Source organism: Micromonospora globispora, assembly GCF_003857015.1.
Classification (GTDB): Bacteria; Actinomycetota; Actinomycetes; order Mycobacteriales; family Micromonosporaceae; genus Micromonospora; species Micromonospora globispora.
Window position 1 is genome coordinate 21,384 of the sequence record NZ_QGGF01000076.1, and the last position, 25,469, is coordinate 46,852.

Here is a 25,469-nt window from a genome sequence, read left to right on the forward strand (position 1 = left end):
TGACCGGTCGTGCGATCCACGCAGACAGCCGCGGGGCCGTCGAGCCACGCCCGACGGCCCCGACGGATGTCTCAGTGGATCGCGACCGGCGTCGGAGGCTGCTGCTCCTGCTGGTTGTCGGCCAGGTGCGACGGCTGGCGCCGCCGCGGCAGCAACGCGGCCGGGATGAACGTGGCCAGCACGAGCGCGAACGCGACCCAGAAGGTGGTGGCGAAGGAGCTGGCCGCGAAGTCGAGGCCGCGTTCGATGAGCGACGGGGGCACCGGGAACTGCTGGGTGAGCGCCGGCTGCTGCTGCACGGCGATGGCCAGCCCAGCCTCGGTGACCGGCTCGCCGCTGGGAGCCGTCACACCGGGGATCGGCTGGGAACCGTTGAGCTCGTTGGTGAGGATCACCGACATCACCGCCGCACCGATGGAGCCACCGATCTGCTGGAGGATGTTGACCAGCGTGGAACCGCGGGCCACGTCCTGGGCGTGCAGGGTCCTCAGCGCCGAGGTCATCATCGGCATCATCGTCCCGCCCATGCCGAGGCCCATGACGAACAGGGAGCCGCAGAGCAGCCAGTACGAGGTGTGCGGGTCGACCTGGGTGAACGTGAAGAACCCGGCCGCGATGAGCACCAGCGCGAACGGCACCGTACGGCCCACCGGCACCCGGTCGGCCAGCATGCCGGCGATCGGCATGGTCATCATCGCGCCGATGCCCTGTGGCGCCATGAGCAGGCCGGCGGTCAGCGTCGACTCGCCGCGGATCTGCAGGAAGTAGCTCGGGAACAGCAGGCCGGCACCCATGAAGGCGATGATGAACACGAACAGGGTCACCGCCGCGATGGTGAGGTTGCGGTTCGCGAACAGCCGCAGATCGAGCAGGGGGTGCCGGGGCTTGAACGAGTAGGCGACGAAGGCGACCACGAGCGCCGCGCCGATCAGCATCGGCAGCCACACCTCGGTGTCGGCGAACGTGCCGGCTTCGGGCAGCGAGGATACGCCGTAGAGGAACAGCGCGAGCCCCGGCGAGAGCATCAGCATGCCGAGGAAGTCGAACGACTCCGACGGCTCGGGGTTGTCCTTCGGCAGTGCGAGCAGCGCGTAGACCAGCGCGATGGCGCCGATCGGCAGGTTGATCAGGAAGATCCAGTGCCAGCTCGCCGTGTCGATCAGCCAGCCGCCGAGGATCGGGCCGCCGATCGGACCGAGCAGCATCGGGATACCGAGGACGGCCATCAACCGGCCGATCCGGTGCGGCCCGGCCGCCCGGGTCATGATCGTCATGCCCAACGGCATGAGCATGCCGCCACCGAGGCCCTGAAGCACGCGGTAGCCGATCAGCTCGGTGATCGTGTCGGCGGTGGCGCACAGCCCGGATCCGATCGTGAACAGCGCCAGCGCGATCATGTAGAGGCGCTTCGTGCCGAACCGGTCGGCGGCCCACCCGCTGAGCGGGATCACCGTGGCCAGCGCGAGGGTGTAGCCGGTCATCGTCCACGCCACTCGGGCGTACGACGCGTCGAACTCGCTCTGGAACGTCGGGATCGCGACGCTGACGACCGTCACGTCGAGGATCGACATGATGGCACCGAGAACGACAACTCCCGCCACCTTGAGGACCGCGGCGTCGAGCTTGTCCGATGCCGCGGCAGGTTGGTTGATCACAAACGGTCTCCCTGTGCTCGATCGGGTTTGAGGGGGTGGCGGCAGCGCGCCTGCCGGCGCGTGGGGTCGCGTGCGGGGCGGACGTCCGGAGGCAGACTAACCAGCAGCACCGACAGTTGGCGCTCGGATTACCGACACCGGCCGCGGCGGGCGGCACCGACCGTTGGCAGCCCGCCGTCAGCATGACGTGCCTTCCGGGGCGGCGGGCGTGCTGGGTCGGCCGGCCGCACCCGTTCGAGGAGGCGTCCGCCACTGGTCCCGGAACGGCGATCAGCCGGGCCGGGGGCGGATGGTTGGTGGCCGACGTCGCGGAAGGCAAGGTCGGGGACAGCGCCGTGGCGGATCAACCAGCCACCATGCTGAGCCTTGTACGCAGCGTCAGATACGGACTGTACGGGAGGCGGGACGTACCTGATGATGGCCTGATGACGAGCGTGAATGTTGACGATGGGCGCGGTCCGTCCCTACGGCTGGCGGCGACCGGCGCGTTGGTGTTCGCCCTGCTGTTCGTGGTTCATCACGTGCTGCAGGGAACCGGGCCGGCCAGTTCGTCGGCGGCCAATGTCGCCTCGTACAACGTCGCCCACCGCGGTGCCCTGCTGGCCAGTGAGGTCGCGCTCGGGCTCGGTCTGCTGGCGTTCATCGCCTTCCTCGCCCCGTTCGTGGTGGTCATCTGGCGGGCCGGGCAGGAGACAGTGGCGGTCGCCGTGCTGGTCGCTGGCACCATCTTTCTCGTCCTGGGGTTCATGTCGACCGCGGCGGAGACGGCGCTGGTCGCCGTCGCCGACAGCAACGAGCCCGGCGCGGTCGAGGCGCTGAATCAGCTGCAGGGCCGCACGCCGGTCGTATGGTCCGTGGCCGCCCTGGCCGCGGCGGTCTCCGTAGCGGTTCTGCGCAGCGGGCTGTTGTGGCGGTGGCTGCGGATCAGCGGGCTGGTCCTTGCGGGAGTCTTCCTGTTGGCGTCGATCTCCAACCTTGTCGGACGCGACGTCGAGGGCGGCTACTCGCTCATCGGGGTGGGCCTGTTCGTCGCCTGGATGCTGGCCCTGTCGGCCGGCCTGTGGCGCGCCGGGTCCAACCCCACACCGAGCCGTGTGTAGCCCGCCGGGGCGTCCCCCCCGGCCACCCGCACGCGTCCGCTCCTGCCGCTTGCCGCTCGGCAGAGCACGACGGGGCGTAACCGCGACTGCTCAGCTCCGGCGTGGCCGGGCGGGCACAATGCAACGATGTCGGATCTTTCTCAGCCGCTCCGCTACCGCCTCGTCACCGGACCCGATGACGCTGCATTCTGCGCCCGCGTCAGCGGCCTTCTCGACCAGGGCTATCAGCTGTATGGATCGCCGGCACTGACCTTCAACGGCGAGCGCGTCATCGCCGCCCAAGCGCTGGTGCTGGCCGGCTCCGCCGGAACCGAGGCGCCCGAGAGCAGCACACGCTAGACGGCCCTTGGCTGTTGCGGCCTGTCGCCCGCTGCCGGTCCGGCCTCAGAGGTTGAGCGGCCCTGGGCTGGTGGCCAACTCCTGGAACCGCTCGCGCGGGTTGGGCACCAGCCGCCGGGCCGACAGGTCGAGCAGCCCGCCCACCCCGGTCAGCGTCGCGACCTGGGTGCCGTCGGCGCGGGTGTAGTCCTGGACGATCTGGAAGGTCTTGCCCTCGCCCCAGCGGAACTCGCAGGACACGTCCACCTCGTCCCCACCCCGCAGCTCGCGCAGGTATTTCAGGGTGACCTCCAAGGCGACAGGTCCCACCCCGCTGGCGATGAGCCGGTCCTGCGAGATGCCGGCGGCGCGCAGGCACTCCCACCGGGCGTGCTCGCCGTATTGCAGGTAGACGGCCTGGTTCAGGTGGCCCTGGGTGTCGAGCTCGTAGCCGCGGACGGCGACGCGCACCCGGAACGGATCTCCCATGTGGTGGAGCCTAACGGTGGGTACGACACCGGCCGGCGGGTGGTGGACCGGCCCCTGACGGCACATGCCGCAGGTCAGGCGGGGGGTCGGGCGGGCCGGACGACCGGTGGCGTGTGAAGATGCGGCGCATGCGTGCGGTGATCTACGACGAGTTCGGTGCCCGACCCGAGGTGCGAGAGGTGCCGGATCCGGTGCCGCCGTCCGGGGGCGCGGTCATCCGGGTCGAGGCGACCGGCTTGTGCCGCAGCGACTGGCACGGTTGGCAGGGACACGATCCGGACATCCGCCCGCCACACGTCCCCGGCCACGAGTTCGCCGGCGTGGTCACGGCGGTCGGTGCCGGCGTAACCGGCTGGCGACCCGGCGACCGGGTCACCGCCCCGTTCGTCTGCGCCTGTGGGCGGTGCCCAGCCTGCCTGTCCGGCGACCAGCAGGTCTGCGAGCGGCAGACGCAGCCCGGCTTCACCCACTGGGGCTCGTTCGCCGAGTACGTGGCGGTGCAGAACGCCGACGTCAACCTGGTCCGGCTCCCCGATCACCTGGACTATCCCGCCGCGGCGGCACTCGGATGCCGCTTCGCCACGGCCTTCCGGGCCGTGGTCAGCCAGGGTCGGGTCGCCGCCGGCGAGTGGGTGGCGGTGCACGGCTGCGGCGGAGTGGGGCTGTCCGCGGTGATGATCGCGGCGGCGTGCGGCGCCCAGGTGGTGGCGGTCGACGTGGCCCCCGGGGCGCTGGAGCTGGCCAGAAGCTGCGGGGCCACGGTCTGTCTGGACGGCAGTAGGCTCACCGGACCCGGCGCGGTGGCCGCGGCGGTTCGGGAGGCGACCGGCGGCGGTGCCCACCTGTCGCTCGACGCGCTGGGCAGTCACGCCACCTGCACCGCCTCCATCGAGAGCCTGCGCCGGCGCGGACGGCACGTGCAGGTCGGACTCCTCCCCGCCGCCCAGGGCCGCCCGGCCCTGCCGATGGAGCTCGTGATCGCGTACGAGCTGGAACTCCTGGGCAGTCACGGCATGCCGGCGCACGCGTATCCCGAGCTGCTCCGGCTGGTCACCGCCGGTGTACTGCGCCCCGCCGATTTGATCACCCGCACGATCGGCCTCGACGAAGTACCCGACGCGTTGGCCGCGATGGATCAGCCTGCTCGCGGCGGGATGTGCCTCATCCGCGCCAGGTGAGCTCGCGAGTACAGACCCGGTGACGTTCAGGTGACGGAGGGGCCGCAGGGCGAGACCTTGCGCAAGCTTGGACACCAACTTTCGTCGGTCTGTAGAAAAGTCTGGTCGCCAGCGGCAGAAGCTATGGACACATGAACATATGTTTTGTAGCGTCAGCCGCATGACGACAGGGTTTCGTCGATGTGACGCGGCAGGCATACGCGGGTTCGGTGGCCTGACCGCAATCGAGACGCCAGCGCACAACAACGGCTGACAGCCGGTCGACACCTGACCTGACCCGACCCACCCTGACTCCCCGACCCTTCGCCCGTCACCGGGCGACGGGCGGGTCACGACTGCCCAGAAACCGGACCGTCCACACAGGAGGAACAAGCCAGTACGTCCCCGACCTGCCCCGGTCAGTCCTCAGTAGAAGGAGAGGCAGATGAAGAGACGATTCGCGCTCGCCGTAGCGGGCCTCACGATCACCGGCCTTGTCGCCACGCCCACCGTCTCGATGGCCGAGCCCGGCACGACCGCCGCGCCGCCCGATACGAACTTCCAGAAGGTCACCCTCAACGACAACCCGGGCGAGCCGATGGACCTCGCCGTGCTGCCGGACAGCCGGGTGCTGCACGTGACCCGCGCCGGTGAGGTCTGGCTGCACGACCCCGCCACCGGCCGTAACACGATCGCCGCCACCCTGGACGTCTACCGGCACGACGAAGAGGGCCTGCAGAACGTCGCGATCGATCCCAACTTCGGCAAGGCCGGCAACAACTGGGTCTACCTGTACTACTCGCCGCCGATGAACACCCCGGTCGACGACCCGTCGACCCCGAACGTCAACGAGGGCGACGCGCCGGGCTGGGGCACCGCTGACGACTTCGCGCCGTTCAAGGGGGTCATCCGGCTCTCCCGGTTCCGGCTCGTCAAGGACAAGCTGGACCTCGCCACCGAACAGCAGATCCTCGACGTACCGGTCGACCGGGGCATCTGCTGCCACGTCGGAGGTGACATCGCCTTCGACGCCAAGGGCAACCTGTACCTGTCCACAGGCGACGACACCAACCCGTTCGAATCCGGCGGATACACGCCCCTCGACGAGCGTCCCGGCCGCAACCCGGCCTACGACGCGCAGCGCAGCTCGGCCAACACCAACGACCTGCGCGGCAAGATCCTGCGCATCAAGGTCCGCGATGACGGGTCGTACACCATCCCGGCCGGCAACCTCTTCCCGAAGGACACGCCGCAGACCCGGCCCGAGATCTACCTGATGGGGCTGCGTAACCCGTTCCGGATCGAGTTCAACCGCCCGGCCGACGAGCTGTACATCGCCGACTACTCGCCGGACGCGGGCCAGGCGGATCCGCTGCGCGGGCCGGCCGGACACGGCAAGTGGGCCGCGGTCCGGAAGGCCGGCAACTACGGATGGCCCTACTGCGCCACCGCCCAGCTGCCGTACGTGGACTACGACTTCGCCACCGGCCAGTCCGGCGCACCGTTCAACTGCGCCGCGCCGGTCAACGAGTCGCCGCACAACACGGGGCTGCGGGAGCTGCCACCGGTGCAGCAGCCGGACGTGTGGTACACGTACGGCCCCTCGGCGCAGTTCCCCGAGCTGGGCACCGGCGGGATCGGACCGATGGCCGGGCCGGCGTACCAGTTCGCCTCCCCGACGACCCGGGGGCGTACCCCGGTGGCGTGGCCCGCGTACTACGACGGGATGCCGCTGTTCTACGAGTGGACCCGGGACTACGTGAAGGGCTTCCACCTCGACTCCAGCGGCGACCTGGCCGGGATCGAGCCCGTGCTCCCCTCGGTCACCTTCGACAACCCGATGGACCTGGAGTTCGGCCCGGACGGCGCGCTCTACGTCCTCGAGTACGGCGACGGCTTCTTCAGCGAGAACCCGGACGCGCAGCTCGCCCGGATCGACTACACCGGCTGGACCGGCAACCACACCCCGGTTCCGCAGGCCTCGGCCACGCCCACCAACGGCATCGCGCCGCTGACCGTCACGTTCTCCAGCGACGGCACCACGGACTACGACGGCGACCGGCTGTCGTACGCGTGGGACTTCGACAACGACGGCAAGGTCGACTCGCGCACGGCGAACCCGACCTTCACCTACCGGGAGAACGGCCTCTATTACGCCACGCTCAAGGTGAGCGACCCGGGCGGCCTGTCGGCGTCCGCGTCGGTCCGGATCGTGGTCGGCAACGCCGCGCCGGTGGTGGAGCTGGTCAAGCCGGTCGACGGCCAGCCCTTCGCCTTCGGCGACACCGTGCAGTTCGAGGTGAAGGTGACCGACGACCAGCCGGTGGACTGCTCCCGGGTCAGCGTCACGTACGTCCTCGGCCACGACACGCACGGGCACCCGCAGACCACGGCCAACGGCTGCACCGGCTCGATCCAGACGACGGTGCCGTCCGGCCACGACCCGGCGACCGACGACCTGAGCGCCGTGTTCGTCGCGTCCTACACCGATCCCGGTGGTGACGGGCTGCCCTCCCTGACCGGAACGGACCAGGTCGTCCTGGTCCCCAGCGCGTAGACCCCAGAGAAGGAGTCATCATGTGTTACGGATTCGACGGAGAGGCCGCGCTGCGGCGGTCCGTCCTTGACCGACGGAGCCTGCTGCGCGGTTCGGTGGCGGCGCTCGCCGGCGTCGGGCTCGCCTCGGCGGGGATCGGCGCCACGGCGGCGTCGGCCACCACCCGGACCACCGGGCTGCAGCACGTACCCCCGGGCCTGATCAGCATCCAGCTCTGGACGGTACGCGACGCGCTGTGGGGCGCGCCGGGGTACGACGCCACCCTCACCCGCCTCGCCCAGATCGGCTACCCGCGCGTGGAGTTGGCGCTCGGCTACTTCGGGCGTACCGCTGCCCAGCTGCGCCAGTTCCTGGACGGCATCGGCATCAGGGCCAGCTCCAGCCACGACGGGATCAGCGCGGACGCGACCGCCCTGGAACAGAAGATCCAGAACGCGCTCACCCTGGGCCAGTCCTTCATGGTGGTGCCGTACCTGTACTCAGAGCGCGAGGACGACTGGAAGCGCTGGGCGGAACAGATGAACGTCGAGGCCGCGGCGGCGGCCGCCGCCGGCCTGCGGTATGGCTACCACAACCACGCCCACGAGTTCACCATCGACCTCGGCGGTGGCAAGCGCCCCTGGGACGTGCTGACCGCGGAGCTCGACCCGAAGCTCGTACACCTGGAGGTCGACCTCTACTGGGCCGTCACCGGCGGCATCAACTCCGGCGACGGCGTGGCCGACCCCGAGGGCTTCGCGCTGGACGTCATCCGCACCGCGCCGCAGCGGGTCCTGCAGTACCACGTCAAGGACCGGCACGAGTCCAACGGCGACATGGCCGACCTGGGCACGGGGATGATCGACTTCGCTCGGATCTTCCAGGAGCACTCGGCCCTCGAGTACATCGTCGAGAACGACACCCCCGATGTGACACCGCAGCAGACCGCCGAGGTCGGCTACCGCTACCTGCGCAAGCTGCGGTTCTGAACGACCCCGGAAAGAGTTTACGGCCGCCAGGGCCGGCGTCTGGCTCATGGGAGATGTGCCAGAATCACCGGCCCTGGTGGCCGTCACCCACCAGGTCGAGGCCGACTCACCCGGACCGAAAAACGGCCGGCTACAGGAGCCGGCCGAGCGGAGTGCGCTCGATGATCAGCCAGCCGAGCCAGAAGCAGGCCGGAACGGCCAGCGCCCCCACCAGCGGGGCTTTGGCCTCGGCCGGCAGGGGTAGCGGGCGGGCCGCGATCGCCAAGGTCAGCAGGACGGGTCCCTGCACGACGAATGCGGCGTACGCGGCGCGGCCGCAGGCCGCCGACAGCGGCCCCCCGTCCACCAGGCGGCGCTGTGCCGTGCCGAGCGCCCACACCGATCCGGCGACCACCAGGCATGCCTCCACGGAGGCCAGCAGCAGCGCCTGCCAGTGCCAGCCGCCGAGGAACGGGGTGGCGGCCTCGGCGAGACTCGACACACCCAGCGCGACAGCCAGCACCGGTACCGCGCCCAGCGTGCCCGCCACCGCGAGCCCGCAGGCGTGCCGCACGCTCTCCGGCACGTTGCCGATCCACCCGTGCCGGGCCCCGACGACGCCCAACCCGAACATCCCCAGGCATTGCGGCCACTGCCACAGGTGCAGGTCGAGGATCTGGGTGCTCCGGGCGGGGTACCACAGCCGGACCACGAACGAGGCGACCGCAACGGCGACGGCGAGCGCGACCAGCTGACGACCGCCGAACGGTCCGGGGTGGGGTCGAGGGTGCCGACCCAGCCGGGTGGCGACCCAGCGCCAGGTCGCGTACGCGAGGGAGAAGTACAGCAGCACCTCGGCGAACCACAGCGGGCCGGAATCCAGGAAGGGCTTCCGGTGCGTGAAGGCCCACCAGTACGAGACGCGGAAGCCGGCCGAGCGGTAGGCGGCCCACATGAACAGGGGCCAGAGCAGTCCCAGGAAAACCAGGAACGGCACACCGAGCCGCAGGATCCGCTCGCCCGCAAACCGTGCCGGCCCCTTGCGGGTGATGGCGGCGGGCGAGAACAGTCCGGCCAGGAAGAAGAAGGTGCCGACGACGAAGAGCGCCGACGGGCCGATCAGGACGGCCAGCACCAACTCTGATCGGCGGTCGAACGTGACCTCGTTGACCTCGTCGTAGGGCCAGCCGCCGATCGCCGAATAGCCGACCAGGGCATGACCGGCGATGATCCACGCCACCATGGCGGCCTTGAGGTTGTCTATCGCAGGCAGGCGTTGCAATCGCCGGCCCTGGACGACCGTGGACATATGCAAATTCTCTCCGGCACGGGCCCGCACATCGATGGGGTCCACGGCCCAAAAGACTGCCCGTATGACCGCTGCACAAGCGGGGACGTCGCGGCGCGGTCCTGCGAAGGGTGCTCAGCGAGTTCCTCCAGCGGGATGAACCCGGCGAGCACGGCCACCACGACACCCACGATGATGGTGATGCGGTGCGGGGTACCGAACCGCGGATGCACCCGGCTCAACCAGCGCGGCAGCAGCCCGTCACGACTCATGGCGAATGCGGGTTCGATGCTCTCGGCAGGCGCCGCAGGTCAGGCGGGCTCCACGCCCACCGGGATGCCGTTGAGCACGACGTTGCCGGAGAGCGGGTCGACGGCCGTCTCGTCGGTGAGCACGTTGCTGTTGACGCCGGCGTGCGCGCGCGCCACCGACTGCCGGGTGCCCGGCACGTCGTGACCCCACCCGTGCGGCAGGCTGACCACGCCCGGCATGGTGTCGGCGGTCAGCTCCACGGCGACGACGACCGACCCGACCCGCGAGGAGACGCGCGCGGTGTCCCCGGCGGCCAGCCCGAGCTTCGCCGCGTCGTCCGGATGCACCTGCAGGGTGCAGCGGTCCCGGCCCTTCACCAGCGCCGGCACGTTGTGCATCCAACTGTTGTTCGACCGCAGGTGCCGGCGGCCGACGAGGACGAAGCCCTCCGGCGGCGCGTCGCGGGCCTCGTGCAGCCGGACCACGTCGGCCGCGATCGGCGGCGGGCACAGCTCGATCGTCCCGCTCGGCGTGTGCAGCACCTCGGGCAGCCGCGGCCGCAGCGGCCCCAGGTCGATGCCGTGCGGATGGTCGAGCAGCCGGGTCAGGGACAGCCCGTCCGGTCGCTGTCCGAACAGGTCGCCGTACGCGCCGAGCCGCAGCCGCGCGTCGAGGAGACGTTCAGCCGGCCGGTGCCCGGCGAGCAGCGCCCTCAACTCGGCCGCCGGCCGGCCCAGTCCCTCAGCCGCCTCGGCGAGGACCTGGCCGAGCAGGCGCTCGTGCAGCACCGCCGGGTCGGCGCCGGCGCTCTGCCCGGCGGCGATCAGCGTGAGCCGGGCGAGGATGTCGCACTCGTCGAGACCGTCGGGATCCAGCGGGAGCGCGGGCGGCGAGTAGCTCGCCACGTTGCGCACGGCCAGGGTGAGGAACGCGAAGTCGTAGTGTCCGGTGCGGGCGGGGTCGGGCGGCGGCAGCACCACGTCGGCGTGCCGGGTGGTCTCGTTCAGGTACGGGTCGACGCTGACCATGAAGTCGAGCGAGGCGAGCGCCCGATCCAGCCGCTCGCTGTTCGCGGTGGACAAGACCGGGTTTCCGGCGACGGTGATCAGCGCCCGGACCTGGCCCTCCCCCGGCGTGGAGATCTCGTCGGCCAGCGTGGCGACCGGCAGCTCGCCCTTGACCTCCGGCAGGCCGCGCACCCGGCTGGCCCAGCGTCCGGTGCGGAACCCCTTGCCGGGGCCGGCGGCACGCGCTCGCTGGTGGGCGGCGAGGGGGAACATCGCCCCGCCCGGGCGGTCGAGGTTGCCGGTCAGCACGTTGACCACGTCGACCAGCCAGCTCGTCAGCGTGCCGAACGCGACCGTACTGGTGCCGATGCGCCCGTACACCGCGGCCGTGGGGGCGGCCGCCAGCTCGCGGGCGAGCTGGCGGATGCGCGGCGCGGGCACCGCGCACCGCTCGGCGACCCGCTCGGGAGCGAACGCCACGGCCAGCTCCCGGACGCCGTCGAGGCCGGTGACGTGCTCCGCCAGCCGGCCGAGCCGGACGAGGTCCTCGTCGAAGAGGGTGTGCACGACGGCGAAGAGCAGCAGCGCGTCGGTGCCGGGCCGGATGGGCAGGTGCTCGTCGGCGGCGGCGGCCGTGCGGGTGCGCCGGGGGTCGACGACCAGGAACCGGCCGCCGCGCGCCTGCAGAGCCCGCAGCCGGCCCGGGAAGTCGGGCGCGGTGCAGAGGCTGCCGTTGGACTCGAAGGGGTTGGCGCCGAGCAGCACGAGCAGGTCGGTGCGGTCGAGGTCGGGCACCGGGATGGCGTTCGGGTCGCCGTAGAGGTAGCCCGAGGAGACGTGCTTGGGCATCTGGTCGACGGTGCTGGCGGAGAAGACGTTGCGGGTGCCGAGCGCCCGCACCAGGGGACCCACGTGGAGTCCGCCGGCCATCGTGTGCACGTTGGGGTTGCCGAGGTAGACGGCGACCGCGTCGCGGCCGCCGACCCGGGCGGCCGCCAGCCCGGCCTCGACGGCGGCGAACGCCTCGTCCCAGCCGACCTCGCGCAGCGTGCCGTCGACGCGCAGCAGCGGCCGGCGCAGGCGATCCGGGTCGGCGAGAAGCTGCGGGAACGCGGCCCCCTTTGGGCAGACGAAACCGTGGCTGAAGACGTGCTCGCCGTCGCCGCGGGCGTGCGTCACCCGGTCGTCGGCGATGGTCAGTGTCAGTCCACAGGTCGCCTCGCACAGTGGACAGGTGCGGTACGCCGTGCGCGTTGCGGTCGTCCCCGGCATCGCGGGCCCCTTCCCATGGGATACCGACTGGTCGGTATGTTGGCACGCCGCCGAGCGGCTGTCACCCCCTGGCGAACGGCTCCGGCGGTGTGCGGGCACACCGCCGGTGCCGGCTCAGGCCGCCACGACCGCCGCCGGCACCTCGTCGGGCGCGCCCAGCCGGACGGCGTCGGCCGCCACGTCGTCGGGCTGCTCGTGCGCGGCCCGCTCGGCCCGGACCCGCGCCACGTAGTGCGCCACCTCCCGGTCGACCCGCGCGTCGTCCCAGCCAAGGACCGGTGCCATCAGCGTCGCCGCCGGCCGGGCGGCCGTCAGGCCCCCGTCGAAGCTCTCGATCGAGATGTGGGTGCGCCGGGTCAGCACGTCCTCCAGGTGCAGCGCTCCCTCGGCGGACGCGGCGTAGACGACCTCCACCCGCAGGTAGTCCTCCGCACCGTCGAGCGGCTCGCCGAGCGTGGGGTCCTCCCGCAGCAGCGCCAGCACCTCGTCGACGGCGGCACCGTAGCGGCGCAGCAGGTGCGCCACGCGCGCGACGTGCAGGCCGTACTGCTGCGCCAGCCGCCGGCGCTGGTTCCACCGGGCGACGGAGCCCTCCGCGCCCAGCAGTGGCACGACGTCGGTGCACGAGGCGGGAACTGCGCCGCCGAGGCCGCGCACGGCCTCGTCGACGGCGTCGCGCGCCATCACCCGGTACGTCGTGTACTTGCCGCCGGCCACCATCACGAGTCCGGGCACCGGGCTGACCACGGTGTGCTCGCGCGACAGCTTGGCGGTCGCATTGGGCTCCCCGGACAGCAGCGGGCGCAGGCCGGCGTACACACCCTCGACGTCGTCGCGGCTCAGCGGGGTGGCCAGCACCTGGTTGACGTGCTCCAGCAGGTAGTCGATGTCCCGGCTGGTCGCCGCGGGATGCGCCTTGTCCAGGTCCCAGTCGGTGTCGGTGGTGCCGATCAGCCAGTGTCGGCCCCACGGGATCACGAACAGCACGCTGGTCTCGGTACGCAGGATCAGGCCGGTGCGCGACCGGATCCGGTCGCGCGGCACCACCAGGTGGATGCCCTTCGAGGCGCGCACCTGGACCTGGCCACGCTCGCCCACGAGAGCCTGGGTGTCGGCGGTCCACACCCCCGTGGCGTTGATGACCTGCCGGGCGCGCACCTCGAACACCCGGTCGGTCTCCAGGTCGTGCACCCGTGCTCCGGTGACCCGGGAACCCTCGCGCAGGAAACCCACCACGCGGGCCCGCGACAGCGGGTGCGCCCCGTGCGCGGCGGCGGTGCGGACGAGGAAGGTCACCAGCCGGGCGTCGTCGACCTGAGCGTCGTAGTACTGCAGGGCGCCCACCAGCGCCTCGGGTCGCAACGACGGGCATGCGCGCAACGCCCCGCGGCGGCTCAGGTGCCGGTGGGCCGGCACCCCGCGCCCGTGGCCGCCGGACAGGCTCATCGTGTCGTAGAGCAGCACGCCGGCGCCGGCGTACAGCCGTTCCCAGCCCCGGTGGCGCAGCGGGTAGAGGAACGGCACCGGCCGCACCAGGTGCGGGGCGAGCCGCTGCAGCAGCAGGCCCCGCTCGCGCAGAGCCTCGCGGACCAGCCCGAAGTCGAGCATCTCCAGGTAGCGCAGGCCGCCGTGGATCAATTTGCTGGACCGGCTCGACGTGCCGCTGGCCCAGTCGCGGGCCTCGATGAGCCCGACGGACAGGCCGCGGGTGACCGCGTCGAGGGCGCAGCCGGCGCCGGTGACGCCACCGCCGATCACCAGGACGTCCAGTTCCTGGCCGCTGCCGAGGGCGGCCAGGGACCGCTCGCGGGCGGCCGGTGACAGTGTCGCGGAATGCATCCGTCTTCTCTCTCCTGCATCGGGGTGGAGGGTGATCGGCGGCGGGCGCCGGCCGCCCGGATCCTTGCGGGGGGCGGCGTCAGCCGACGTCGACCCAGTCGAGGGTGCGCTGGACCGCCTTCTTCCACCGGGCGTAGCCGTTCTCGCGCTGCTCCGGCGACCAGGCCGGCTGCCAGCGCCGGCTCTCCTTCCAGTTCTCGCGCAGCTCATCGGTGTTCTTCCAGAACCCGACGGCGAGGCCGGCGGCGTACGCGGCACCGAGCGCGGTGGTCTCCGCGACCACCGGTCGGCTGACCGGCACGCCGAGGATGTCCGCCTGCAGCTGCATGCACAGGTCGTTGACGGTGACGCCGCCGTCGACCTTGAGGCACTCCAGGTGCACCCCGGAGTCCTGCTCCATGGCCTCGGCCACGTCGCGGCTCTGGTAGCAGATGGACTCGAGGGTGGCCCGGGCGAGGTGGGCGTCGGTGATGAACCGGGAGAGACCGACGATCGCGCCGCGGGCGTCGGAGCGCCAGTACGGGGCGAACAGGCCGGAGAACGCGGGCACGAAATAGACCCCGCCGTTGTCCTCCACCTGACGGGCCAGGATCTCGCTCTGCGCCGCGCTACTGATGACCTTGAACTGATCGCGCAGCCACTGCACGGCCGAACCGGTGACCGCGATCGAGCCTTCGAGCGCGTATACCGGCGCCTCGTCGCCGAACTGGTAGCCCACCGTGGTGAGCAGCCCGGCCCTCGACCGTACGATCTCCGTGCCGGTGTTGAGGAGCATGAAGTTGCCCGTGCCGTAGGTGTTCTTCGCCTCGCCCGGGGCGAAGCAGACCTGCCCCACCGTGGCGGCCTGCTGGTCGCCCAGGTCGCCGGTCAACGGGACCGGGCCGGTGAAGGGGCCGTGCGGCACGGTGCTGCCGTACGAGCGCGGGTCCGACGACGGCCGGATCCGCGGCAGCATGGCCCGGGGGATGGTGAAGAACGACAGCAGCTCGTCGTCCCAGTCCAGCGTCTCCAGGTTCATGAGCATGGTGCGGCTGGCGTTGGTGGGGTCGGTGACGTGCACCCCGCCCTCGGTGGCGCCGGTGAGGTTCCACAGCAGCCAGGTGTCGGTGTTGCCGAAGACGGCCTCGCCCCGCTCGGCGGCCTCCCGGACCCCGTCGACGTTCTCGAGGATCCACTGGATCTTCCCCGCGGAGAAGTACGTCGCCGGCGGCAGGCCGGCCTTGCACCGGATGACGTCGCCCCTGCCGTCGCGTTGCAGGGATGAGGCAATGCGGTCCGTGCGGGTGTCCTGCCAGACGACGGCGTTGTAGTAGGGCCGGCCGGTCCGGCGGTTCCACACCACGGTGGTCTCGCGCTGGTTGGTGATGCCGAGCGCGGCCAGATCGGAGGCGACCAGGCCACGGGCGTTCATCGCGGTCTGGATGACCGTCTGGGTCCGTTCCCAGATCTCGAGGGGGTTGTGCTCCACCCAGCCGGCCTGCGGCAGGATCTGCTGGTGTTCGAGCTGGTGACGCCCCACCTCGTTGCCGCCGTGGTCGAAGATCATGAAGCGGGTGCTGGTGGTGCCCTGGTCTACCGCGCCGACGAAGTCAGCCATGCCGGGTGTCTCCTTCTGTGTCCGTCGCGAGGATGCGGGTCGGCGGATGCCGGAGGCGCGGGCGAGCTCGGTCGATAACTGGCGGTAGGGAACGCCGCCGTGCGGTGAACGTAGGAAACCCTCGCGGCCGGGTCAACGAACCGCGGTCGACAATGTCGAACACTGTTGCGGCAGCCGGAACGGGGCTAGCATTCGGCCCCATGCCCGGTCAGGTGCAGTCCATCGCGCGGGCAGCGGCGATCCTCAGGCTGCTGGCCAGCAGCTCCGGCCGGCTCGGCATCGGGGAGATCGCCCGGTCCCTCGACCTGGCCAAAGGCACCGCGCACGGCATCGTCCGCACCCTGCAGGACGTCGGCTTCGTCGAGCAGGACAAGACCTCCGGCAAGTACCAGCTCGGGGCGGCCCTGCTGCACCTGGGCACCAGCTACCTCGACGTCAACGAACTGCGCTCACGCGCCATCAACTGGGCCGACCCGCTGGCTGCGCGCAGTGGCGAGGCCGTCCGCGTCAGCACCCTGTTGGACGGCAAGGTGCTGGTGGTCCACCACGTCTTCCGGCCCGACGACACCCTGCAGACCCTCGACGTCGGGTCCCTGCTACCCCCGCACGCCACCGCGCTCGGCAAGGTCCTGCTCGCCTACGACGTCGGCGCGGCCAACGCGGTCATGCGGGGCGAACCCGAGCCGTACACCCGGCGCACGCTGGTCACCGCTCGGGCCCTCACCCGGGCGCTCACCGAGATCCGGGACAACGGCTGGGCCGCCGAGATCGAGGAGATGACCCTCGGCGAGGCGGGTATCGCCGCGCCCATCCGAGGCTACGGCGGCCTCGTCGTCGGCGCGATCGGGCTCTCCGGTCCGGTCGACCGCGTCTGCGACGGGCAGGGCCGCCCCCGCCCGACGCTCGTCGCGTACGTCCGCGACGCCGCACGCGCGGTGTCCCGGGATCTCGGCGCGGCGCGCTGGTGATCCGTCCACCCTGCCCCGCCGTCCGCGCCAGAGAGGACGAGGAATGACTGACAGCTACGTCGTCTCCATCGACCAGGGCACCACCTCGACCCGCTGCATCGTGTTCGACCGGCGGGGCAACCTGGTCTCGGTGGCGCAGCGGGAGCACCAGCAGCACTTCCCCCGGCCCGGCTGGGTGGAACACGACGCGCTGGAGATCTGGCGCAACGTCGGGAAGGTGGTGCCCCGGGCCCTCGCCGAGGCCGGCATCGTCGCGGGCCAGGTCGCCGCGATCGGCATCGCCAACCAGCGGGAGAGCACCGTGGTGTGGGACCGACACACCGGCGTACCAGTGGCGCCGGCGATCATCTGGCAGGACACCCGGACCGACGAGCTGGTGGAGACGCTGGCCCGGGCGCCCGGCGCCGAGGACCTCCGGCAGCGCTGCGGGTTGCCACTTGCCACGTACTTCTCCGGCCCGAAGCTGCGCTGGCTGCTCGACCAGACGCCCGGGCTGTACGAGCGGGCTGAGCGTGGCGAGGTGCTCTTCGGGACGATGGAGAGCTGGCTGATCTGGAACCTCACCGGCGGCCCGGACGGCGGTCTGCACTTGACCGACGTGACCAACGCCAGCCGAACCATGCTGATGGACCTGCGTACGCTCGGCTGGCACCCGGACTCGCTGGCCTTCTTCGGGATCCCGGTCGCCATGCTGCCCGGGATCCGCTCCTCGTCGGAGGTGTACGGCACCGCCACCGCCGTCCTGCCCGGCGTGCGGATCGCCGCGGCACTCGGCGACCAGCAGGCCGCCCTGTTCGGCCAGACCTGCTTCGCGCCGGGCGACGCCAAGTGCACCTACGGCACGGGCAGCTTCCTGCTGCTCAACACCGGCGCGGAGCCGGTGCACTCCCGCCACGGGCTGCTCACCACCGTCGGCTACCAGATCGGCGGCGAGCCGGCCGTCTACGCCCTGGAAGGCTCCATCGCGATCACCGGCTCCCTGGTGCAGTGGTTCCGCGACCAGCTGGAGCTGATCAGCACCGCGCCGGAGATCGAAACCCTCGCCCGCACGGTGGACGACAACGGCGGCTGCTACATCGTGCCGGCCTTCTCCGGGCTGTTCGCGCCGCACTGGCGCAGCGAGGCGCGCGGGGTGATCGTCGGCCTCACCTCGTACATCACCAAGGGGCACCTGGCCCGCGCGGTGCTGGAGGCCACCGGCTGGCAGACCCGCGAGGTGGTGGACGCGATGAACGCCGACTCCGGCCTGGAGCTGACCTCCCTGCGGGTGGACGGCGGGATGACCGCGAACAACCTGCTGATGCAGTTCGTGGCCGACGTGCTGGCGGTGCCGGTGGTGCGCCCGATGGCCGCCGAGACGGTCTCCCTCGGCGCGGCGTACGCCGCCGGGCTGGCGGTCGGCTACTGGCCCGACCTGGAGGGGCTGCGCAGCAACTGGCACCTCGCCGCCCGCTGGGTGCCGAAGATGGACGACGCCATCCGCGCCGAGGAACGGGAGAACTGGCAGCGCGCGGTGGAGCGCACCTTCGGCTGGATCAAGCCCGAGGCCCGGGCCGCCAACGCATGACCGACCCGCTGGACGCGCGCCGCCCGGTCAGCACCTTGTCGTCCGCCTCCGGAACTACGGGGCCGAAGCGAGGTCCAACCGGTCGCCGCAGCCAACTTACCGGCCGGTAACATGTGTCCATGCCCGTCTACGCCCTCGCGCAGATCTCCATCCACGATCGACCGCGGTACGACCGTTACGTCGCCGCGTTCATGCCCGTCCTGCTCCGCTACCGCGGACGGCTCCTGGCCACCGACGAGTCGCCGCGGGTGGTGGAAGGGACCTGGCCGTACGACAAGGTGATCCTCATGGCGTTCGACAGCCGGGAGGACTTCGAACGTTGGTCCACCTCCCCGGAGTACCGCGAGATTTCCCGCGACCGGGAGGCCGCCACCGAGGGTGTCGTCCTGCTGGTCGACGGGATCCCCGCGCGCCGCTGAGCCGCGACCTGTCCCAGCGTCACGACGGCTTCCCGCCTGGCGGCGAGCGTCAGTGCGGATACGACGTGCACGTGGTGTGGTCAGGCAGGGCTGTTCCGCCTCGCGGCGGCCTGGCGACGCAGTTCGTGGCGCGCCAAGGCGTTCTTGTGCACCTCGTCGGGTCCATCGGCGAATCGCAGGGTGCGGATGCGCGCATAGGCGCCGGCCAGCGGAAAGTCCTGGGAGAGGCCAGCGGCGCCGTGCACCTGGATCGCCTTGTCGAGGATCCACTGGACGGCCGCGGGGGTGGCGATCTTGATCGCCTGGATCTCGGTGTGCGCGCCCTTGTTGCCGACGGTGTCCATCAACCAGGCCGCCTTGAGCACCAGCAGGCGCAGCTGCTCGATCCGCACCCGGGACTCGGCGATCCAGTCCCGGATCACCCCCTGCTCGGCCAGCGGCTTGCCGAAGGCGGTCCGCTGCTCGGCGCGGGCGCACATCAGCTCGACGGCCTGCTCGGCGACCCCGATCGAGCGCATGCAGTGGTGGATGCGGCCGGGACCGAGACGGGCCTGGGCGATCGCGAAGCCATCGCCTTCGCCCCCGATCAGGTTCTCGACCGGCACGCGTACGTCGTGGAACTCCAGCTCGGCGTGCCCGCCGTGGTCGTGGTCGTCGTACCCCAGCACCTCCATGCCCCGCTTGATCTCCAGGCCCGGGGTGTCCCGCGGGACCAGCACCATGGACTGCTGGCGATGCCGCTCGGCGTTCGGGTCGGTCTTGCCCATGACGATGAAGATCCGGGCGTTCGGGTTCATCGCACCGGTGATCCACCACTTGCGGCCGTTGACGACGTACTCGTCGCCGTCCCGCTCGATCCGGGTGGAAATGTTCGTCGCATCCGAGGACGCCACGTCCGGCTCGGTCATGGCGAACGACGACCGGATCTCACCTTCCAGCAGCGGTTCCAGCCACAGCTTCCGCTGCTGCTCGGTGCCGAACATCGCCAGCACCTCCATGTTGCCGGTGTCCGGGGCGGCGCAGTTCAGGGCGGCGGGCGCCAGGTGGCTGCGCCCGGTGATCTCCGCGAGCGGGGCGTACTGCAGGTTGGTGAGGCCGGCCCCGTGCTCGCCCGGCAGGAAGAGGTTCCACAGCCCTCGCTTCCGCGCCGCGGCGCGCAGCTCCGCGAGCACGGGCACCGAGTCCCAGGCCCAGCGGTTGCCGAGCTGCCCGAGCTGCTCGTGGAAGGCGTGCCCGGCCGGGTAGATGTGGGTGTCCATGAAGTCCAGGAGGTTGTCGCGCAGCCCCTCGGTCCTCGGGTCCAGGGCGAAGTCCATCAGTGCTCCTTCAGGTAGGTCAGGCCCGCGTCGAGCAGCAGCTCGGTGACCTCGCCGAGGCGCTCGAAGCCGGAGCCGACGGTCTGGCCACGCAGGTGGCGGTAGTGAATGCCCTCGAGGATCGCGGCCAGCTTGAAGGCCGCCAGGCCGAGGTAGAAGCCCAGTCGCGGGAGGTCGCGGGTGCTGCGTGCGGCGTACCGCTCGAGGATCTCGTCCTCGGTCATAAAGCCGGGCGCGGAGGACGCGTCGGCCACCGCTGTGCCGACGAGCCGGCCGAGACGCTGGTAGAGCACCAGCAGCGCCAGGTCGGTCAGCGGGTCGCCGAGGGTGGCCATCTCCCAGTCGATGACGGCGGCGAGGCGGTCACGGTCGTCGGTGAGGACGTTGTCGAGGCGGTAGTCGCCGTGCACGATGCCCGGCGCGGACCCGGTCGGCACGCCGGACGCCAGGCGGGCGTGCAGCTCGTCGGCGGCCGGCAGATCCCGGCAGTACGAGGCGTCGAGCTGCTTCTTCCAGCGACGCACCTGCCGGGCCAGGAAGCCCTCGGGCCGGCCGAAGTCCGCCAGCCCCACGGCCGCCGGGTCGACCGCGTGCAGGGCGGCCAGGGTGTCGACGAGCCTGGTCGAGATGACCCGGGTACGGTCCGGGCCGAGCCGATCGAGTTCGGCCGCGTGCCGGTACGCCGTACCGTCGACCCGCTCCATCACGTAGAACGGTGCACCCAGCACCTGGACGTCGGAACAGAGCGCGTAGGTCGCCGGCACCGGCACGTCGGTGGCCTGCAGCGCCGACATGACGCGGTACTCCCGGGTCATGTCGTGCGCGGTCGCCAGCACATGCCCCAGTGGCGGCCGCCGGACGATCCAGCTCTTCCGTCCGTCACTGACCTCGTAGGTGAGGTTGGACTTTCCGCCGGCGATCAGCCGGGCGGTCAGACCCCCGGCCGCCCCGGGCACCGAGGCGGCGAACCAGTCGGAGAGCCGGGCCAGGTCGAGGCCCAGTGGGTTCTGCCGTGCGGGGGCGATCACGGCACCAGGATGCTGACGGTCTCGACCACGCAGGCCGGTTTCTCGGCACCGGCCCGCTCGATCGTCACCTTCGCCGTCAGCTGGTAGCCATCGCGGGCGGGCACCAGCGACAGCAGCTCCACTCCGGCACGCACCCTGGAGTCGACGGGGACCGGAGATGGGAAGCGGAGCTTGTTGGCGCCGTAGTTCACACCCATGGTCAGCCCCTCGACCTGGTACACCTGCCAGACCAGCATCGGCACCAGCGACAGGGTGAGGTACCCGTGCGCGATGGTGCTGCCGAACGGGCCGTGCGCCGCCTTCTCGGGATCGACGTGGATCCACTGGCGGTCACCGGTCGCCTCAGCGAAGGCGTCGATCTGCTGCTGCGTGACGGTGTGCCAGTCGGAGTAGCCGAGGTGGGTGCCGACAGCCTGCTCCAGCTCCTCGACGCCGTGGAAGACCTTCATCATCTTTCCTTTCCGCTCAGGCCTTCGGCCCGCCGGCGACGTACAGCACCTGGCCGGACACGAAGCCGGCACCCTCGCTGACGAAGAACGACACCGCATGCGCGATGTCCTCCGGCTTGCCGGTGCGGGCGACCGGGATCTGCGCCGCGGCGGCGTTCTTGAAATCGTCGAACGACATGCCGATCCGCGCTGCGGTGGTGGCCGTCATGTCGGTCTCGATGAAGCCCGGGGCGATGGCGTTCGCGGTGACACCGAACTTCCCGAGTTCCAACGCGAGCGTCTTGGTGAAGCCCTGCAGCCCGGCCTTGGCCGCCGCGTAGTTGGCCTGTCCGCGGTTGCCCAGGGCCGAGGTGCTGGACAGGTTGACGATCCGGCCCCAACCGGCCTTGGTCATGTAGCCCTGCACGGCGCGGGTCATCAGGAACGAGCCACGCAGGTGCACGTTCATGACCGCGTCCCAGTCGTCGGCGGTCATCTTGAACAGCAGGTTGTCCCGGGTGATGCCGGCGTTGTTGACCAGCACGGTGGGCTCGCCCAGTTCCTCGGCGATCCGGGCCACGGCGGCCTGCACCGCCTGCTCGTCCGCGACGTTGGCGCCGACGGCCAGGGCTCGGCCGCCGCCGGCTTCGATCTCTTCGACGACCGGCTTGCACGCCGTTTCGTCCAGGTCGACCACGGCGACGGCGAAGCCGTCCCGGGCGAGCCGCTTCGCGACGCCGGCGCCGATGCCTCGGGCCGCTCCGGTGACGACGGCGGTGCGGGTGGTGGTCATAGGGGTCGACTCCTCGGTGGGTGCGGGATGTGACAGGTCAGCACGGGGCTGCGGCCGTGGTCGGCCGTTGGGACAGGCCGGGGGTGCTCACGAGACGTACGCCACGCGGCCGACGGTGCGGCCGTCGGCAAGCCCCTGCATCCCGCCGGCCACCTCGTCGAGCGCGAGGCGATTGCTGACCAGGGGTCGTACGGTGCCCTGCGCGGCCAATGCGGTGAGGGCACGATGGCACTCGGCGACGGCTGGCGGGTCGTAGCGGTGGTAGAGGCCCCAGTGCAGGCCGACGATCGAGTAGTTCTTCACCAGGGCGTGGTTGAGCGCGGCGGACTGGATGTGACCACCGGCGAAGCCGACCACGAGGATCCGACCCTCGAAGGCGATGCACCTGGTCGAACGCTGATAGGTCTCGCCGCCGACCGGGTCGTAGACGACGTCGGCGCCCCGGCCGCCCGTCTCGGCCTTGACCACCTCGACGAAGTCCTCGTCGCGGCGATCCACGACCACGTCGGCGCCCAGTGCGCGGGCCACCGCCGCCTTCTCCGGACCACCCACGACGCCGATCACCCGAGCGCCGGCCGCCTTGCCCAACTGGACCGCGGCGCTGCCGACGCCGCCGGCCGCGGCGTGCACCAGCAGCGTCTCGCCCGCGCGCAGCCCGGCCCGACGGTGCAGGCCGAACCAGCCGGTCTGGTACCCAATGTAGAGAGACGCCGCCTCGGCGTCGTCGAGCTCCGCGGGCGCGGGGAACGTGGTCGCCGCATTCAGCAGCGCGAGCTCACCGAATCCGCCGAACGGCAGCACCGCGCCGCCGAGCACGCGGTCGCCGAGGGCGAACCCGTCAACGCTCTCCCCGAGCGCGACCACCTCGCCACACAGCTCGACACCCGGGGTGAACGGAAGCTCCGGTTTGACCTGGTATTCGCCACGGCACATCAGAACGTCGGGGAAGTTGGCCGGACAGGCAAGCACCTTCACCACCACCTGCCCGGGGCCCGGCTCCGGGTCGGCCACGTCGACGAGCCGCAGCACGTCGCGGGGCTCACCGAGCTCGGCGACCCGCCATGCTCTCATCGGACTGCCCCCTGGTCCTCGAGTCGTCGCTGGAGCTTGTTCATGCCGTTCAGCCAGCGGTCGGTGTCGGCGGCGCGGTGCGCGTAGTAGCTGGCCACCTGGGGATGCGGCAGGACCAGGAACCGGTCGTCGTGGAGGGCCTGCCACGTGGCCTCGGCGACGTCCTCGGGTGCGAGCGCCGCGTCGTGGCTGAGCAACTCCTGCAGCGGCCCGGCGTTGTCGAGCATTCGGGTGTGGACGCCCTGCGGGCAGATCGCCTGCACCACGACTCCCCGGTGCCGGTAGGTCATCGACAGCCACTCCGCGAAGGCGACGCAGGCGTGCTTGCTGACCGAGTAGGTGGCACTGCCGATCATGGTGAGCAGCCCGGCCGCGGACGCGGTCATGACGAACCGACCCGAGCCGCGCTCGACCCATGCGGGTACCAGCAGTCGCGCGGCCCGCACGTGCGCCATGACGTTCACCTCATGGATGGCTGCCCAGTCCTCCTCGGTGGCACCCAGCCCGTGGCCACGATCGATTCCGGCGTTCCCGAACCAGATGTCGATGCTGCCCAGGTGGCCTCGGGCGGCGTCCACCAGCGCGGCGACACCCTGCTCGCCGGCGGCGTCGCCGGGAGCGGCGTAGCCGCCGATCTCCTCGGCCACCCGGACGGCTGCCTCGGCGTCGAGGTCGTTGACGACGACCCGCGCTCCCTCAGCAGCGAGTCGGGTGGCCAGAGCACGGCCGATGCCACGGCCGGCGCCGGTGACGACGACGCCCTTGTCCTGTACCGGCATCAGGCACCTCCGGTCAGCGTGACGCCGCCGTCGACCACCAGCAGCTGACCTGTCATCCAGGCAGCGTCCTCGGAGAGCAGGAACGCGACGACGCCGCCGATGTCCTCCGGGACGCCGAGCCGCTTGAGCGGGTACGCCGCTGCGACCTGCTCCTCCCGACCCTCGTAGAGGGCGGTGGCGAATTTCGTCTTCACCACAGCCGGCGCGACGCCGTTCACCCGGATGTCCGGCCCGAGCTCCACGGCGAGCTGCTGGGTGATGTGGGCGAGCATCGCCTTGCTGGCGCCGTAGAAGCCGATGCCGGGCGCGGGCCGGAGGCCGGCCACCGAGGAGACGTTGACCACGGCGCCACCGTGCGCCTTCATCCAGCCCCGATGGACCTGCTGCACCCACGACAGGGCGGCGAGGCAGTTCACGTCGAAGACCTTGCGGGCCACCGCCAGGTCCATCTCGACCATCGGGCCGTACGCCGGGTTGATACCGGTGTTGTTGACCAGCAGATCGACGCTGCCGAAGGTGTCGACTGCACGCCTGACGACCTCGGCCTGGTGGTCGACATCGTCGGCGTGGCCGGCGACGCCGAGCGCGTGCTCGGGGCCGAGCTGGGCGACCGCCTGGTCGAGCGCCTCCTGCTTACGGGCGGTGATGACGACCTTGGCACCCTCGGCGACCAGCCGCTCGGCAATGGCCAGGCCGATGCCCCGGCTGGCACCGGTGACGATCGCGGTCCGTCCGCTGAACCTCGTTGACGTGGCTGTTGGTTCGCCACCCCGTGTGGTCATGACAGACGCTCCGGCACGATGACCCCTACGAGGTTACTAAGCGCTTGCTTACGATACATTGGTGGAGTGTGCGACAGCTCGACGGCCGGCGTCAACAGGTCTGACCCGGCGGAAGTTGTCCGCCTCGTCCGTCGGCGGCCGTGATATCAATGCCGGGCGAGGCTGAGGGAGAAAGGATGGACGCGCGTTGACCGACACCGCCGAGCAATCCCGCGCCGACGCGACCCGCGCGCGGCTGCTGGAGGCGGCCGTCAGCGCGTTCGCCGAGCGAGGCTTCCACGCCACGACAACACGCGACATCGCCGCCGCGGCCGGGCTGAGCCCAGCCGCGCTCTACGTGCACCACAAATCGAAGGAGGAGCTGCTCTACCTGATCTCGCGGTCAGGACACGACCAGGTGCTCCGGCTGGTGCAGGACGCGATCGCGTCATCCGACGACCCGGCCACGGCGCTACGCCGGGTCGTCCACGACTTCGTCGTCTTCCACGCCCGCGACCACACCAGCACGCGCGTCGTGAACTACGAGCTGGCCGCACTCAGACCCGAGCATCTCGCCGAGATCCGCGAACTCCGCCACCGCATCGACCAGGCGATCCGTCAGCTCGTAGAGGCAGGCGTCGCCGCCGGGGTCTTCGACGCCCCGGACCCGAAAGTGGCGGCCGCGGCCCTGCTGTCACTCGGCATCGACCTCGGTCGGTGGTACCGCCACGACGGCGACTGGAGCCCCGAGTACCTCGCCACTCACTACGCCGAGATGGCGCTCCGCGTCGTCGGCGCTCGCTGAGCGGTACGCCCGGATCCGGGCGTTCGTGGCGCGGACGAGGAAGCCCTCGACCACCC

General features: G+C 71.1%; 23 protein-coding genes. 9 read left to right on the top strand and 14 right to left on the bottom strand.

The annotated features are described in order from the left end of the window. Nucleotides 1–71: 71 nt before the first annotated feature. Nucleotides 72–1,655, bottom strand: coding sequence for a DHA2 family efflux MFS transporter permease subunit (locus DKL51_RS02750; RefSeq protein ID WP_109943788.1), 1,584 nt, complete (start codon nt 1,653–1,655; stop codon nt 72–74). A gap of 296 nt (nt 1,656–1,951) precedes the next feature. Here DKL51_RS02750 and DKL51_RS02755 point away from each other — a divergent pair, with 296 nt between their 5' ends. Together DKL51_RS02755 and DKL51_RS02760 are read left to right on the top strand one after the other, a co-directional pair. Further along, complete coding sequence (locus DKL51_RS02755) at nt 1,952–2,755, top strand: hypothetical protein (RefSeq protein WP_124811689.1); 804 nt, start codon at nt 1,952–1,954, stop codon at nt 2,753–2,755. A 126-nt stretch (nt 2,756–2,881) separates the two neighbouring features. Continuing rightward, nucleotides 2,882–3,094: a DUF1737 domain-containing protein gene (locus DKL51_RS02760; RefSeq protein ID WP_109943786.1), complete on the top strand. Its 213-nt coding sequence runs from the start codon at nt 2,882–2,884 to the stop codon at nt 3,092–3,094. Between the two features lie 45 nt (nt 3,095–3,139). Here the strand turns inward: DKL51_RS02760 and DKL51_RS02765 are convergent, their stop codons facing one another. Continuing rightward, the gene (locus tag DKL51_RS02765; protein WP_109943785.1) at nt 3,140–3,562 is read right to left on the bottom strand and encodes an acyl-CoA thioesterase; all 423 of its coding nucleotides are present in this window, start codon (nt 3,560–3,562) and stop codon (nt 3,140–3,142) included. Between the two features lie 128 nt (nt 3,563–3,690). Between DKL51_RS02765 and DKL51_RS02770 the strand changes: the two genes are divergently transcribed. The 3 genes from DKL51_RS02770 to DKL51_RS02780 all read left to right on the top strand — a co-directional run bounded on the left by DKL51_RS02770 (nt 3,691) and on the right by DKL51_RS02780 (nt 8,244). Beyond that, on the top strand, nt 3,691–4,740 hold the full coding sequence (locus DKL51_RS02770; protein ID WP_109943808.1) for a zinc-dependent alcohol dehydrogenase family protein: 1,050 nt from the start codon (nt 3,691–3,693) through the stop codon (nt 4,738–4,740). 424 nt (nt 4,741–5,164) lie between these two features. After that, a complete protein-coding gene (locus DKL51_RS02775; protein WP_109943784.1) occupies nt 5,165–7,276 on the top strand; it encodes a PQQ-dependent sugar dehydrogenase in 2,112 nt (703 codons plus the stop codon). Nucleotides 7,277–7,296: 20 nt separating this feature from the next. After that, nucleotides 7,297–8,244, top strand: a complete 948-nt coding sequence (locus DKL51_RS02780) for a sugar phosphate isomerase/epimerase family protein (protein ID WP_109943783.1) — start codon at nt 7,297–7,299, stop codon at nt 8,242–8,244. Between the two features lie 130 nt (nt 8,245–8,374). Here the strand turns inward: DKL51_RS02780 and DKL51_RS02785 are convergent, their stop codons facing one another. The 5 genes from DKL51_RS02785 to glpK (DKL51_RS02805) form a co-directional block, all read right to left on the bottom strand. Beyond that, on the bottom strand, nt 8,375–9,532 hold the full coding sequence (locus DKL51_RS02785; protein ID WP_109943782.1) for an acyltransferase family protein: 1,158 nt from the start codon (nt 9,530–9,532) through the stop codon (nt 8,375–8,377). Next, nucleotides 9,484–9,783 carry a hypothetical protein gene (locus tag DKL51_RS02790; RefSeq protein WP_207783775.1) on the bottom strand — a complete coding sequence of 100 codons (300 nt, stop codon included), beginning with the start codon at nt 9,781–9,783 and terminating at the stop codon, nt 9,484–9,486. Before DKL51_RS02790 ends, DKL51_RS02785 begins: the two co-directional genes overlap by 49 nt. A 39-nt stretch (nt 9,784–9,822) precedes the next feature. Continuing rightward, entirely contained in the window at nt 9,823–12,042 is a 2,220-nt protein-coding gene (locus tag DKL51_RS02795) for a molybdopterin-dependent oxidoreductase (protein WP_109943781.1), read from the bottom strand. A gap of 114 nt (nt 12,043–12,156) precedes the next feature. Continuing rightward, entirely contained in the window at nt 12,157–13,881 is a 1,725-nt protein-coding gene (locus DKL51_RS02800) for a glycerol-3-phosphate dehydrogenase/oxidase (protein ID WP_109943780.1), read from the bottom strand. 79 nt (nt 13,882–13,960) lie between these two features. Beyond that, on the bottom strand, nt 13,961–15,478 hold the full coding sequence (glpK, locus tag DKL51_RS02805) for a glycerol kinase GlpK (protein ID WP_109943779.1): 1,518 nt from the start codon (nt 15,476–15,478) through the stop codon (nt 13,961–13,963). 200 nt (nt 15,479–15,678) lie between these two features. On the opposite strand from glpK (DKL51_RS02805), the gene DKL51_RS02810 reads away from it, so the two are divergent. The 3 genes from DKL51_RS02810 to DKL51_RS02820 all read left to right on the top strand — a co-directional run bounded on the left by DKL51_RS02810 (nt 15,679) and on the right by DKL51_RS02820 (nt 18,432). Then, on the top strand, nt 15,679–16,446 hold the full coding sequence (locus DKL51_RS02810) for an IclR family transcriptional regulator (RefSeq protein WP_109943778.1): 768 nt from the start codon (nt 15,679–15,681) through the stop codon (nt 16,444–16,446). A gap of 43 nt (nt 16,447–16,489) precedes the next feature. Next, on the top strand, nt 16,490–18,013 hold the full coding sequence (gene glpK, locus DKL51_RS02815) for a glycerol kinase GlpK (protein ID WP_109943777.1): 1,524 nt from the start codon (nt 16,490–16,492) through the stop codon (nt 18,011–18,013). Between the two features lie 119 nt (nt 18,014–18,132). Next, nucleotides 18,133–18,432 (top strand): DUF1330 domain-containing protein, encoded by a 300-nt coding sequence (locus tag DKL51_RS02820; RefSeq protein ID WP_109943776.1) that lies wholly within the window; start codon nt 18,133–18,135, stop codon nt 18,430–18,432. Between the two features lie 80 nt (nt 18,433–18,512). Here the strand turns inward: DKL51_RS02820 and DKL51_RS02825 are convergent, their stop codons facing one another. From DKL51_RS02825 to DKL51_RS02855, 7 genes are all read right to left on the bottom strand, one after another. After that, nucleotides 18,513–19,748: an acyl-CoA dehydrogenase family protein gene (locus tag DKL51_RS02825; protein ID WP_109943775.1), complete on the bottom strand. Its 1,236-nt coding sequence runs from the start codon at nt 19,746–19,748 to the stop codon at nt 18,513–18,515. Then, nucleotides 19,748–20,776 (bottom strand): phosphotransferase family protein, encoded by a 1,029-nt coding sequence (locus tag DKL51_RS02830; protein WP_207783774.1) that lies wholly within the window; start codon nt 20,774–20,776, stop codon nt 19,748–19,750. Before DKL51_RS02830 ends, DKL51_RS02825 begins: the two co-directional genes overlap by 1 nt. Then, nucleotides 20,773–21,225, bottom strand: coding sequence for a MaoC family dehydratase (locus tag DKL51_RS02835; RefSeq protein WP_124811690.1), 453 nt, complete (start codon nt 21,223–21,225; stop codon nt 20,773–20,775). The genes DKL51_RS02830 and DKL51_RS02835 overlap by 4 nt, the downstream gene beginning before the upstream one ends. Nucleotides 21,226–21,241: 16 nt before the next feature. Further along, nucleotides 21,242–21,997, bottom strand: coding sequence for a 3-oxoacyl-ACP reductase FabG (gene fabG / locus DKL51_RS02840; protein ID WP_109943773.1), 756 nt, complete (start codon nt 21,995–21,997; stop codon nt 21,242–21,244). A gap of 87 nt (nt 21,998–22,084) precedes the next feature. Next, nucleotides 22,085–23,068: an NADPH:quinone oxidoreductase family protein gene (locus DKL51_RS02845; protein ID WP_109943772.1), complete on the bottom strand. Its 984-nt coding sequence runs from the start codon at nt 23,066–23,068 to the stop codon at nt 22,085–22,087. Further along, nucleotides 23,065–23,847: an SDR family oxidoreductase gene (locus DKL51_RS02850; RefSeq protein ID WP_109943771.1), complete on the bottom strand. Its 783-nt coding sequence runs from the start codon at nt 23,845–23,847 to the stop codon at nt 23,065–23,067. Before DKL51_RS02850 ends, DKL51_RS02845 begins: the two co-directional genes overlap by 4 nt. Further along, nucleotides 23,847–24,629, bottom strand: a complete 783-nt coding sequence (locus tag DKL51_RS02855) for an SDR family oxidoreductase (RefSeq protein WP_109943770.1) — start codon at nt 24,627–24,629, stop codon at nt 23,847–23,849. The genes DKL51_RS02850 and DKL51_RS02855 overlap by 1 nt, the downstream gene beginning before the upstream one ends. Before the next feature lie 187 nt (nt 24,630–24,816). Here DKL51_RS02855 and DKL51_RS02860 point away from each other — a divergent pair, with 187 nt between their 5' ends. Beyond that, nucleotides 24,817–25,413, top strand: coding sequence for a TetR-type transcription factor C-terminal domain-containing protein (locus tag DKL51_RS02860; protein ID WP_109943769.1), 597 nt, complete (start codon nt 24,817–24,819; stop codon nt 25,411–25,413). Nucleotides 25,414–25,469: the final 56 nt, after the last annotated feature.